The following is a 12,946-nucleotide window of genomic DNA, read 5'->3' as shown; positions in this document are numbered from 1 at the left end:
TTGGTTGTGGTTTATGTTAATATCCAGGGTTTTGTGGTAACCCTACAGGATCAATATTTCTTTCGCTTTGCGGAATTGGATATAAATTATTTCTTTCGGAAACGGAGTTTTTAGCGGTTACTTTTTTTACTTCGGTAACCAGAGTTCCCCAGCGAACTAAATCATACCAGCGTTGTCCTTCCTGAACAAATTCTTTTTTGCGTTCTTCCTGAATAGCAGCCCTGAAAGAGGTTTGCGTTAATCCAATTAGATCTACAGTTGCATCCGGTGTTGTAATTGGTTTTGCAAAAGCTCTTCGTCTTACCTGATTGATCAATTCATATGCTTCTGCTGTTGGTGCTCCCTGTTCATTTATCGCTTCCGCCAGAGACAATAGGATATCAGCATAACGAATAACAGGAAAATTAATGGCTACGTTGCCGGGCGTTGCCAGATTGGTTAAATCCAGGTATTTTTTAAAAATTGGTTTAGGAAAAGTGTACGTGTTTGCTGTACCCGGAATTGGTAATGTTTTGGCATAACTTACATCTCTTCTGGTATCTCCGGTTGCGTATATATCATAAAACTGAGCTACATCAGAAATAATATCTGCCGGTTCTGTGGCTGTAAATCCAGTAAAAGAGGTAGATTGAAACGTACTTCCGCTAGATCCGTTTCCAGCCATATTAGGCTCAAACTGAACAGAGAAAATATCTTCTTTTCCGTTCTTTTTTGCTTTTGCAAATATATCTCCAAAACTTTCAAAAAGTGCATATCCGTAACCGCCATTGATTACTTCTCTTGCTTTTAAAATTGCATTTGGATAATCTTTTCTGGTCAGGTAAACTTTAGCTAAAATTGCTTTTGCAGCTCCGGATGTAGCTCGTCCAGCATCAGTTGCAGCATAAGTCGCAGGTAAGTTTTCTGCATCTTTTAAGTCTGTAATGATTTGTGCATAGACTTCATCTACAGTTGCTCTTTTAGATTTTAAACTTTCTACCTGAATAGAAGTTGGTTCATGTAAAACAATTGGAACTCCGCCCCAAAGACGAACTGCCTGAAAATATAATAAGGCTCTTATAAATTTTGCTTCATTGATTAATCTTGTTTTAATAACCTCTGTTCCGGCTACTTTAGGAATGTTGTCTATAGATACGTTTGCTCTGTTTATTCCGGCATAAATCTGGCGCCAGGCTACCTGAACACGATCAGAAGTGGCATCATGGGTCAAACTGCTCAATGCGCGTACTTGCGGGTTTGTAGCAGAAACTCCGGCTGCAGCATAATCTGTCGCCATATCTGTTAAGAAATACAGGTTTCGGCCAAATAAACTTTGTTCTCCCGGATCAAGACTTAATGAAGCATAAACAGCAGTTACACTTGCAATAGCATCATCCTGGGTTTTAAAATAATTATCTTCGGTTACAAAAGAAGTTGGTGTTACCTCCAGATCTGTGCACGATGCAAATAAACCGGCACTTAATATGATTGTGAATAGAATCTTTTTCATGGTATATTTTTACTTAAAAAGTTACGTTCAGGCCGGAAATGAATGTTTTAGAATTTGGATAAGATCCAAAGTCAATTCCGGGATATAAATTGTTTTGTTCGTATGAACTTACTTCTGGATCATAACCAGTGTATTTTGTCCATGTAATTAAATTTTCTGCAGAGACATAGAATTTAATACTCTTGGCACCCAGTCTCGAAGAAAGGCTTTTAGGAAGTGTATAACCCAAAGTGATCAGTTTTAATCTTAAAAAAGATGCATCTTCTACATAACGTTCAGAAACAATACCCAGTGGTGAACTTGTGGCTCTTGGGATTTCATTGCTTGGGTTAGCAGGTGTCCAGCGATCTTCAAGAGTTACATTAGCATTTGTTCCAAGAGTAGAAATCTCTAATTGCTGATTTAGTGCATTGAAAATTTTTCCTCCGTAAGATCCCTGAAAAGAGAAATTAAGATCAAAGTCATTATAAGAAATCGTGTTGCTGAAACTTCCAACAAATTTTGGCTGTGAGCTTCCAAGGTTTCCTTTGTCAAGTGCTGTAATTACGCCATCTCCGTTAGTATCTACATATTTTCTGTCCCCCACTTTTGTATTGGCCAAACTGTTTATTTTAGGCTGTGTATTCACTTCTTCCTGAGTCTGGAAAATACCATTTGTTTTGTATCCCCAAAAAGTTCCCAATGGCAATCCTACTTTTACTGTAACAGGTTGTTGCTGTAATAAAGAACCATTTGGTACGACCGGAAAAAACTGGTCAACTCCGTTTCCTATAGATACTACTTTGTTTTTGTTTGCTGAAAATACAATATTCGAATTCCACGAGAAATTTTCTGTTTTCAGGTTTTCTGTCGTCAGGCCAATTTCGACACCTTTGTTCTCAACACCACCAATATTCTGAAGAACTGTGGCATATCCTGAAGTTAACGGCACAGGTACATTAATCAATAAATCATTTGTTTTCTTGTAGTACACATCAAAAACAAAATTGATTTTTCGATCTAATAAGGATAAGTCTAAACCAACATTATATTGATCTGTTTTTTCCCATTTCAAATCAGGATTTGCCAATCGGGTAGGAGCAAGACCTGTTTGCAATGTACCTCCAAAAGCATAATTTACAGAACCCATTGAGGCAAGAGAAAGATAATTTCCAATTTCCTGATTTCCTGTTGTTCCAGCTGTAATTCTAAGTTTGGCTTCGGTTACACCTTTTATATTTTTTGCAAAGTCTTCGTCTGTAATATTCCATGAAAATCCTGCTGAAGGAAAGTAACCCCAAAGAGATTCAGAACCAAATCGTGACGAACCGTCAGCACGTGCCGAAAGTGTAAAATTGTATTTTCCTTTATAAGAATAATTTATTCTGGTCAACCACGATTTTAATACACTTTCGAATGCATCACTATACGGTTTTACAGGAACACCATCTTGCAAAGCATTGTAAGTATTGGCATCATTTACAAAAGTATTGGCACCTGCATTTACAACTTCACCCTGAGTGTATTGAAGCGTATAACCTCCTAAAGCTGAGAATTTATGATTTTCGCCAAAAGTAGTATTGTAGTTCAAAGTATTTTCATTCAATACAGAACTTACCAGTCGATCACCAACAGATGCTAAACCTTTAGTTCCCGCACCTGATGTAGTAGTAGCCGGAGCATAATAATTTTGTTTAGTATTAATTACATCTCCGCTAACAGCAACTTTAGCCACAAGTTTTTTGGTTATTTTATATTCACCAAATAAACTTGTCAAAATTCTGTTTATTTTAGTTTCATTGGTTGTACTTACCAGATCATTAATTGGGTTTGATATGATTCCGTTTACTGCAGTTGAGTAAGGGTTGTTAGTTAGATTGTAACTTCCGTCTGCATTTTTAATAGGTACTACAGGCGGTTGATATAAAGCAACAACCAAAGGGCTTGGAGATCTCCCTGCAGAAGCCCCGCCATTTGTCCCCACACCATTTGAAACAGAATTGCTGTAATTGGCATTCACCCCAAATTTAAAAGCCTGAGAATAATTTCTTTCATAGTTCACACGAAGAGAAATTCGTTTAAAATCTGATGCAATTACAATTCCATCCTGTTGAAAATAACCTGCAGAAACAGCATATCTTGATCTTTCATCGCCACCAGAAAATGACAATTGATGATTTTGAACCGGAGCTGCAGTCCTAAAAAGTGCAGATTGCCAGTCATATCCTCCGGACGTTTTTAACGCTTCTATCTGATCTGCAGAAAACGCAGGTGCCTGACCAATACTTGCCTGAACATCATTACGTAAGCTTGCCCATTGACTGGCATTCATTAAATGTAATTTTTTTGAAACATCCTGAAACCCAAAATAACCCTGATACGAAATGTTATCTTGTCCTTTCGTTCCTTTTTTAGTGGTGATAATTACGACACCATTTGCACCACGAGATCCATATATTGCAGTTGCTGATGCATCTTTTAAGACTTCAATCGATTCAATATCGGCAGGATTTATAGTCGATAATACATTGACAGAAGCGCCGGCATTCGAAACTCCGGCTGAGCTATTATTGTTATCATTATAAATCAATATTCCGTCTACTACATAAAGAGGTTCATTTCCGGCTGTAATCGAGTTTCCTCCTCTGATACGAACGCTTGAAGAAGCACCCGGACGACCTGAACTTTGCGTAACTACCACTCCGGCAATTGCTCCTCTTAACAAATTATCTGCAGATGAGGTAACCTGAGATAAATTGGCTTTAGGAACTGATGCTACAGAACCTGTAATGTCTTTTCGTTTTTGAGAACCATATCCCACGACTACAAGCTCATCTAATTCCTGGCGTTCTTCCTTCAGGTGAATTATTACAGGATTTTTATCAACGATAACTTCTGCTTTTTTATATCCAATGTAACTAACAATTAAAGTATAAGGGAATTTTTGTCCGGTTTGAAAATAAAATTTTCCTTCAGCATCTGTAACAACTCCGTGAGTGGTACCTTTTATATTTATCGAAGCTCCAATAATAGGTTGATTTGTAATATCATCGACCACAGTTCCATCGAGCTTAGATTGTATGAGAGGAGTCGTATTCTGGGCATTAATTCCTGCTGATAGCAACAGGATAAAAAGCAATGAGTATATGTTTAATTTTTTTTTCATTTCTTTGTACTGGTTTAAGTAATTAACAAGGCGCCTTGAAAGTTGAATATTCAACTCTCTAGTGTTTCTCCTTGATTTAGTGATAAATGTTCTTTAAGCCTTGCCATTTCTGTTGCCGCAGAAATGGCTTTTTTTATTTACAGCAACAGCCTTGCATATTCTTCATCTTAGTTTTTTTTTAGTTATTAGTTGTTTTTCTTTTTAATTTATAGGTATAATTTCAATAATCCTTTCGATACAAATGATGTATCAAACAGACTTTTTGTAATTTCAATAAGGTAAATCTTGTGATGTATTTTTAAAGATTCGTTTTTTAATCGATTCGATAGTAAAGGGAAACCGAATGCAAACGAAAAAAGCTAAGAATTAGCAACAGAAGCACATATAACAAAAATTGTTATATGTATATTTTTTAGGAAGAATGTAATACGATATGCTTTCGGTTGTTTTCAAAATATAATTCTTTATGGTTTCAAATATTTTTATACTCTACTAATCCTATAGACAAAGTTAATTTTAATATAATAAAATCCAAAAAATTGTTCGTTTTTTTTAAACAGAAATATAAAAATAGCTGTTTGTTTGGGGTTAAAATATTGATTTTTAGTTATTTAATTATTTTTTAAACTCAAACAAATGTTAAAAAACAGATTAGAAATGTATAAAAAATGTAGTATTTTATACTTGTTTTTTTAATTTTTAAAAACTTAGAGAATTCAAAATCAACACAAAAACGTCAACTAGAGAGCATTTAAGATCAAACACAAAAATATTTCATCATAGACAAATTCTCTTAATATATTAATTTTATAAGAAAAAGATTAAGCTTGTTAAGCTCTATAAATAAAGACTTTAATAAATTTAAAGACATGATATTTTAAAGTTTTATTGTAAATAACTCATAATTAATTATTTAGCCTTAATATTTTTCCTATTTTTATTGTGTTAAATGTTAACCTAAAAAAGAGAACATTATTATTTATAATACTTTAAGATCATTAACCTCAAAAATAATTATTCTTACAAAAGATCTTAAAATGGCAGAGCCGCTGCCTGTAATGTTATTATTGTTCTTGATTGAAACCATCTATTTTATAAGCACTTATTATTGATTTGTATAAAAGACAAGAAAGTCTTTAGTATGATATATATCATATTTTGTAAGAATCTAACGATTTAATTTTGCGTCAAATTGAGGAATTTAGTACTCGATAAATCTAAAATTAGATGTTTTTAATATTTCTATATGGATAATTTATCTCAATCGCACAGAATTTTATTTTTGAATACACTGGCTTTTTCAGTGTGTTTCGCTTGCTGGACTTTAAATGGTGTTCTGATCACTTATCTTGTAGATAAAGGGATATTTAATTTTACAGTTGTTGAAACAGGCTGGCTCTTAGGAATCCCCATTTTATCAGGATCTGTTTTCAGGCTTCCTATTGGTATATTGACAGATAAATATGGTGGTAAAATTATATTTTCTATTTTACTGTTTTTATGTTCAATTCCACTATTTCTCCTTCCTTTTGCTAATTCCTTCTGGAGTTTTGCAGTACTAAGTTTTTTCTTTGGTTTAGTAGGTACCAGTTTTGCTGTAGGAATAGGATATACCTCGATCTGGTATCCTAAAAATTGGCAGGGCAGAGCGTTGGGCATTTTCGGAATGGGAAATGCAGGTGCCGCAATTACTACTTTTATTGCACCTACTTTATTAAATAACTTCTCAGAAACAGATCCACAAAACGGATGGAAATTACTTCCGGTCATTTATGCAGTTGTTCTGGTACTTATAGGAATTCTTTTTGTTGTTTTTGCGAAAAATAAAACCAATCCAGGAGTTTCAAAAACCATGACAGAATTATTGTCTCCTCTTAAAAATGTTAGGGTTTGGAGATTTGGAACTTATTATTTTTTAGTTTTTGGATGTTTTGTCGCGTATTCGCAATGGCTTGTTCCAAATTTCATGAATGTATATCATACTTCATTGGTAATGGGAGGAATGTTTGCTACAATGTTTAGTTTGCCTTCCGGAATCATCAGAGCATTTGGAGGATACCTGTCGGATAAATTTGGAGCCAGAAAAGTAATGTATTGGGTTCTGGGCTCATCAATTGTCATAAGCTTTTTATTAATGTTTCCTAAAATGGAAATTTTTACCGCAGGACCCGGAGTTCTCGCAACTAATAGCGGTGTAGTTACTGAGGTTTCTACAAATGCAATAGTTGTTAATGGTAAAGTACATAATATCAATCAAAAAGAGACTTCTAAAGATCATGAAACGGCTATTTTCCCGGTAAAAAATTCGTGGCAGGAAATCGTAGTAAAACAAAACCAACAAGTAAAAAAGAAAGAATTACTGGCTCAGGGTGTGACACAAATTAAGTTTAGTGCTAATTTATGGGTTTATGTAGTTCTGGTGATTCTTATTGGTATTTCCTGGGGAATTGGTAAAGCAGCAGTTTACAAACACATCCCGGAATATTTTCCTAATGAAGTAGGAGTTGTAGGCGGAATGGTTGGTTTAATAGGCGGTTTAGGTGGTTTTGTTGGACCAATCATTTTTGGTTATCTCCTTAATTATACCGGTCTCTGGACCAGTTCATGGATATTTATTTTCATAATATCAATTCTATGCCTGCTTTGGATGCATCGAACAATAATAAATGTCATGAGAACAAAATCTCCAAATTTTACCAGAGATATCGAAGACAATCATTAAAACAAATAATTTAAAACATATACATATATGAAAACTTGGTTAGACAAATGGGAACCCGAAGATGAAGCGTATTGGAGTTCTACCGGAAGTAAAATTGCATGGAAAACCTTAACGATAACAACTCTTACGCTCGTATTGTCATTTGCCTCATGGTTTATGATGAGCGTTATAGCAGTTAAATTACCCGGATTAGGATTTAATTTTTCTAAAGATCAACTTTTCTGGTTAACAGCAATTCCCGGATTAGCAGCAGGATTTTTACGAATCATACATACTTTTATATTACCCATTTTTGGAACAAGGCATGTTGTTTCTTTTGCTACAGCCATTAAATTAATTCCTGTAATAGGAATTGGTTTTGCCGTGATGGATATAAATACACCGTTTTGGGTATTTGCACTTCTGGCTTTTACAACCGGTTTTGGAGGAGGAGATTTCTCATCTTATATGCCAAGTACAAGTTTATTTTTTCCTAAAAGACTTAAAGGTACAGCACTTGGTATTCAGGCAGGAATAGGAAATTTTGGAGTTTCAGTAGCTCAATTTGTAACACCGTTAATTATTAGTGTTGGAATTTATGGAGCAGCATCTGTTTTTACGAGCATTAATCCAAAGGAAACAGTAATAATTTTTGAGAATTCGACTATACAAAAACAAAAAGAAGTTTTTACAGCACTTAGTTCTGATGTACAGACTAAAATATTATCAAACGTAAATAAAAAAGTAATTGATTCTGTTACTACAGCAATACAGTCAGATAATCAAGTAGCTATTTTTACCTCATTGCCAGTAAAAATGAAAGCAAAGGCTGTTGCAAATGCAAATCCAAAACTGGCAGAGAAAATACTTAATGCTATAAGTCCCGATAATACAGCTGTGAGTAACAAAGAAATATACCTGCAGTCAGCAGCATTCTGGTACGTTCCCTTTTTAATCATATTGTCTATTATAAGCTGGGTTTATTTAAGAAGTATTCCAATGAAAGCTTCTATAAAGGAACAAATGGATATTTTCTCTAACAAACATACCTGGTATTGTACTATTACCTATGTAATGACATTTGGAACTTTTGCAGGTTTATCAGCAGCATTCCCATTAATGATTAAGTTTTTATATGGTGATTTTCCTAATGCACCAGATCCGCTGGTATATGCCTTTTATGGCCCTCTGATTGGGTCTGCAAGTAGAATTGCTTTTGGTTTTGTTGCTGATAAAGTAGGTGGCGCAATCCTTACGACAATTACCGGTTTAGGAATCCTGGCTGGTTCTGTAATTTTAGTTACAGAGGGATTAGTAGCGCCAACAAGTATGGATCAATTTCCATTATTTGTAGCGGTTATTTTAGGAATGTTCTTCTTTACAGGAATTGGAAACGCAGGAACATTTAGACAATATCCAATTATTTTTGCAGAAAACCAGCGCCAGGCAGCTGGAGTTATAGGATGGACAGCCGCAATTGCAGCATTTGGACCATTTATATTTTCTAAATTAATTGGAAATAATCTTTCTTCTAATGGTACTGTAAATCAATTCTTTATAGGCGTTGCTTTTTTCGCTACATTAGCTACAGGTATCAATTGGTGGTTCTATAATCGTAAAGGTTGTGAGAAACCGAGTTAAGGAGTAATCATTAAATTAAAATTAAGGATGAAAAATAAAACATTTAATACCAAAGCTTTACTGGTTGCAACCCTGGTCTCTGCACTAACTATTGTGCTTGTATTTTACGGATCGAGACAATTGCAAAATTTTGATGCTGCACTAGTTACCTATTTATTTGGAACTGTGTTCGCTTTCTTCGGGATAGTTTACCGCTATTCTGTTTGGTTGCAGCGCCCGCCAACCTGGATGTATTTCAAACGTAGTATTAAATTTCTGTTTACAGGAAAAATGTTCTCGCATTTCTGGTTTTTAAGTAAAGAGACCGTTGGGAATATTGTGGTTCAAAAGTTCATTTATCCCAGAAGTAAGTACCGTTGGGCAGCGCATTTTTGTATTGCATTAGGATGTTTGTCTGCATTTGCGATAACCATTCCGCTTACATTCGGATGGATACATTTTACATTGGCTCCCAATTCAATATCAATTTATGAAGCTCATTTTTTTGGATTTAAAATGATGGATTTTAAAATTGGATCTGTATTGGCATTCTTAATTTTCCATGCTTTAAACTGGTCTTCATGGTTAGTAATATTTGGTTCTGTATATTATTTGAGAAGACGATTGACAAATCCGGGACTAATAGCCACCCAAACTTTCGAAGGAGATTTGCTGCCGCTTATTTTATTAATTGCAATATCAGTTACAGGATTATGTCTTACCTATTCGTATCAGTTTATGAAAGGATTTGCATATGATTTCTTGGCCGTAATTCATGCCGTAACCGTAATTATGTTTTTAATATGGATTCCGTTTGGTAAATTCTTCCACATTATTCAACGTCCCGCTCAAATTGGGGCTCATATTTACAAGAAAGAAGGGATGAAAATGGGAATGGCAGTTTGTCCGCACACCGGAGAAGAATTTGCAACAAAACTTCATATAGACGATTTGAAAATTGTTACCAAACAATTGGGTTTTGATTTCACCCAAGAAGACGGAACTTCACATCTTGATTTAAGTCCCGAAGGAAAAAGATCGCGTTTAGCTCAGGCACATTTAAAAGCAAGATTAGAAAGCGGCGGAAGCTTATTTGGATAATTTTTAGAAAGTATACAGTCACAGTTTTCAGTTACAGGTTGAACCTGAAACTTGAAACCTGAAACAAAATAAACAAAACAAAAATGGCAAAATTACCCGTATCAACAGAAAAGATTATTGAAGATTTTGGACCGCATTTAAATTATGCACCAAAAGATGGTTACGCAGGTAGAGATGAACCGGATGACGTAGTAAAAACGCATTGTTGTTTTTGCGGTATGCAATGTGGAATTCAATTATTAGTCAAAGAAAATAAAGTAGTAGGTTTTGAACCCTGGATGGAATTTCCTTTTAATGAAGGACGTTTGTGTCCAAAAGGAGTACAGCGTTATTTACAAAATAATCATCCTGACCGACTTTTACATCCTATAAAAAGAGTGGAAGGAAAAGGGTTCGAAAAAACTTCGTGGGATGAAGCAATGGATAAAACCGTATCTGAAATAAAACGTATTCAGGAAAAATATGGTAAACATGCCTTTTCAATGTTGTCAGGTGTTTCGCTTACCAATGAAAAAAGTTATTTGGTTGGAAAATTTGCCCGTGTAGCATTAAAAACAAGAAATCTGGATTATAACGGAAGACTTTGTATGGTAAGTGCCGGAGCCGGAAATAAAAAAGCGTTTGGTTTAGATCGTGCTTCAAATAATTATTCGGATTTAGAATATGCCGAAGTAATAATCGTTGCAGGCGCAAATATTAGTGAAACGTTCCCAACATTAACACATTGGATCTGGAAAGCCAGAGATCGCGGAGCAAAATTAATTGTTATTGACCCCAGAATGATCCCGTTAGCCAGAACTGCTGATGTTCATTTAGACGTAAAACCCGGAACAGATTCAGCCTTATATGGTGCAATGCTTAAATATCTGGTTGATCACGATATGCTCGACCATGATTTTATAGACAATTATACCTCAGGTTTTCAGGAAACAATCGATGCAGTGAAAGATTATACACTAGAATGGGCAGAAGAAATTACGGGTATCGATAAAAATAAAATTAGAGAAGCTGCAGAATTATGGGGAAAAGCAAAAACGAGCTTTTTACTTCACGCCCGCGGAATCGAACACCATTCAAAAGGAGTTGATAACGTTGTAGGCTGTATTAATCTTGTTTTGGCAACCGGAAGAATTGGCAGGCCATATTGTGGTTATGGCACAATAACCGGACAAGGAAACGGACAAGGAGGTCGTGAACACGGACATAAATGTGATCAATTACCGGGAAATAGAGATATAGAAAATCCTGAACATAGAAAATATATTTCTGAAGTTTGGGGAATAGACGAAAAAGATATGCCGGGCAAAGGATTGACCGCATACGAAATCATAGAAGCAATTCATAGCGGAGAAATCAAAGGATTGATTTCTATTTGTTTTAATCCGCTGGTTTCGCTTCCTAATAATAATTATGTTAGATCTGCACTCGAGAAATTGGAATTTTACGTTTGTATCGATTTCTTTTTGAATGAGACCGCGCGTCATGCTGATATTGTTCTTGCAGGATCTTTACAGGAAGAAGAAGAAGGAACTACAACCTCTGCAGAAGGTCGTGTTATCAGAATCCGTCAGGCAGTAACGCCTCCGGGAGATGCGAGAACTGATACTTCAATATTTTTAGAACTGGCTAAAAGACTGGGTGAAGAAGATAAATTTACTTATGAAAACAGTGAAGCTATATTTAATGAATTGCGTGTAGCATCAAAAGGAGGAACAGCAGATTATTTTGGAATCTCCTATAAAAAAGTAGAAGATAATATGGGCGTTTTCTGGCCTTGTCCAACAGATGATCATCCGGGAACACCCAGATTGTGGGAAGATAAAGTATTTGCTACCCCTGATAAAAAAGCCCATTTTAATCCTGCTCCTTACAGAGAACCGGGTGAAATTACCAATGATGAATATCCTATAACACTTACCACAGGACGTGTAGTGTCACAATATTTAAGCGGAACACAAACACGACGAATTGGTAAACTGGTAGATCAGTTTCCGGAACCTATGTTAGAAATTCATCCGGAACTGGCTTTAAAATACGGAATCAGACAACGAGAATTAGTTCGGGTAGCAACTCGAAGAGGTGAAGGTACTTTTCCTGCGAATATTGTAGAAACTATCCGAAAAGATACAGTTTTTATACCGTATCACTGGCCAGGAGCAAAATCAGCAAATCAGCTTACAACCGGAATTTTAGATCCTGTTTCTAAAATACCTGAATTTAAAGTATGTGCTTGTTTATTAGATCCGCAAGGAATAATTGCCCCGCCATCTAAAGAATCTGAAGCATATGCAAGTGTTTAATCTATAAAAAAATGACACGATGAATTTAACTAATTTCAATAAAAACGAAGAGTTTTTTGTAGATCTGCAACGGTGCATTGGCTGTAAAGCTTGTGAAATGGCTTGCGCAGAATGTGAAACAAACGGGCAGGAATCATTAATAAGCGTAAACTATGTAGAGCGGTCTTCAACAATTCAAACCACCGTACAGGTTTGTATGCATTGTGAGGATCCGGTATGTGCAAATGTTTGTCCTGCTGATGCGATTTCTCAAGATGAATTTGGAGTGGTACACACAGCAAATACAGAAAGATGTATTGGCTGCTCAAATTGTGTAATGGCATGTCCGTTTGGAGTTCCAAAAAAGATGGAAGAGTATGATTTGATGATGAAATGTACTATGTGTTACGATAGAACAAGCGTTGGTAAAAAACCAATGTGTGCAACTGTTTGTCCTAGCGGCGCTTTGTTTTACGGAACAAGAGCCGAAATCGAAGAAATGAGACCCAATAGTTCGCCAATCAATACTTTCATCTTTGGGAAAGAAACGGTAAATACCAAAGTAAATATTATGATGCCTAAAGGAAGTAAAGAATTAAGAATATATTAAA

7 protein-coding genes are annotated in these 12,946 nt (G+C 35.4%); 5 read left to right on the top strand and 2 right to left on the bottom strand.

Translation table 11 applies throughout. The features are described 5' to 3' along the window. Window positions 1-16: 16 nt before the first annotated feature. Both BXU01_RS09200 and BXU01_RS09195 read right to left on the bottom strand, forming a co-directional pair. Window positions 17-1,489, bottom strand: coding sequence for a RagB/SusD family nutrient uptake outer membrane protein (locus BXU01_RS09200; RefSeq protein ID WP_083692898.1), 1,473 nt, complete (start codon window positions 1,487-1,489; stop codon window positions 17-19). A gap of 13 nt (window positions 1,490-1,502) precedes the next feature. Next, window positions 1,503-4,634 (bottom strand): TonB-dependent receptor, encoded by a 3,132-nt coding sequence (locus tag BXU01_RS09195; RefSeq protein WP_083692897.1) that lies wholly within the window; start codon window positions 4,632-4,634, stop codon window positions 1,503-1,505. A 1,246-nt stretch (window positions 4,635-5,880) separates the two neighbouring features. On the opposite strand from BXU01_RS09195, the gene BXU01_RS09190 reads away from it, so the two are divergent. The 5 genes from BXU01_RS09190 to BXU01_RS09170 all read left to right on the top strand — a co-directional run bounded on the left by BXU01_RS09190 (window position 5,881) and on the right by BXU01_RS09170 (window position 12,945). Further along, complete coding sequence (locus BXU01_RS09190) at window positions 5,881-7,356, top strand: nitrate/nitrite transporter (RefSeq protein ID WP_083692896.1); 1,476 nt, start codon at window positions 5,881-5,883, stop codon at window positions 7,354-7,356. Between the two features lie 27 nt (window positions 7,357-7,383). Next, entirely contained in the window at window positions 7,384-8,976 is a 1,593-nt protein-coding gene (locus tag BXU01_RS09185; protein WP_083692895.1) for a magnesium transporter MgtE N-terminal domain-containing protein, read from the top strand. A gap of 27 nt (window positions 8,977-9,003) precedes the next feature. Next, window positions 9,004-10,056, top strand: coding sequence for an MFS transporter (locus BXU01_RS09180; protein ID WP_083692894.1), 1,053 nt, complete (start codon window positions 9,004-9,006; stop codon window positions 10,054-10,056). Window positions 10,057-10,139: 83 nt separating this feature from the next. After that, a complete protein-coding gene (locus tag BXU01_RS09175) occupies window positions 10,140-12,356 on the top strand; it encodes a molybdopterin oxidoreductase family protein (protein ID WP_083692893.1) in 2,217 nt (738 codons plus the stop codon). 19 nt (window positions 12,357-12,375) lie between these two features. Then, window positions 12,376-12,945 (top strand): 4Fe-4S dicluster domain-containing protein, encoded by a 570-nt coding sequence (locus tag BXU01_RS09170; RefSeq protein ID WP_056250195.1) that lies wholly within the window; start codon window positions 12,376-12,378, stop codon window positions 12,943-12,945. Window position 12,946: the final 1 nt, after the last annotated feature.

Source organism: [Flexibacter] sp. ATCC 35103 (assembly GCF_001975985.1).
In the GTDB taxonomy this organism is placed as follows: domain Bacteria; phylum Bacteroidota; class Bacteroidia; order Flavobacteriales; family Flavobacteriaceae; genus Flavobacterium.
This window is presented reverse-complemented; position numbering and strand designations above follow the sequence as displayed.

What these genes read in the sequence shown, in the direction of transcription:
- BXU01_RS09185 (WP_083692895.1), top strand. Translation starts at nt 7,384, where the DNA reads ATGAAAACTTGGTTAGACAAATGGGAACCCGAAGATGAAGCGTATTGG.
- BXU01_RS09195 (WP_083692897.1), bottom strand. Translation starts at nt 4,634, where the DNA reads ATGAAAAAAAAATTAAACATATACTCATTGCTTTTTATCCTGTTGCTA.
- BXU01_RS09180 (WP_083692894.1), top strand. Translation starts at nt 9,004, where the DNA reads ATGAAAAATAAAACATTTAATACCAAAGCTTTACTGGTTGCAACCCTG.
- BXU01_RS09200 (WP_083692898.1), bottom strand. Translation starts at nt 1,489, where the DNA reads ATGAAAAAGATTCTATTCACAATCATATTAAGTGCCGGTTTATTTGCA.
- BXU01_RS09170 (WP_056250195.1), top strand. Translation starts at nt 12,376, where the DNA reads ATGAATTTAACTAATTTCAATAAAAACGAAGAGTTTTTTGTAGATCTG.
- BXU01_RS09190 (WP_083692896.1), top strand. Translation starts at nt 5,881, where the DNA reads ATGGATAATTTATCTCAATCGCACAGAATTTTATTTTTGAATACACTG.
- BXU01_RS09175 (WP_083692893.1), top strand. Translation starts at nt 10,140, where the DNA reads ATGGCAAAATTACCCGTATCAACAGAAAAGATTATTGAAGATTTTGGA.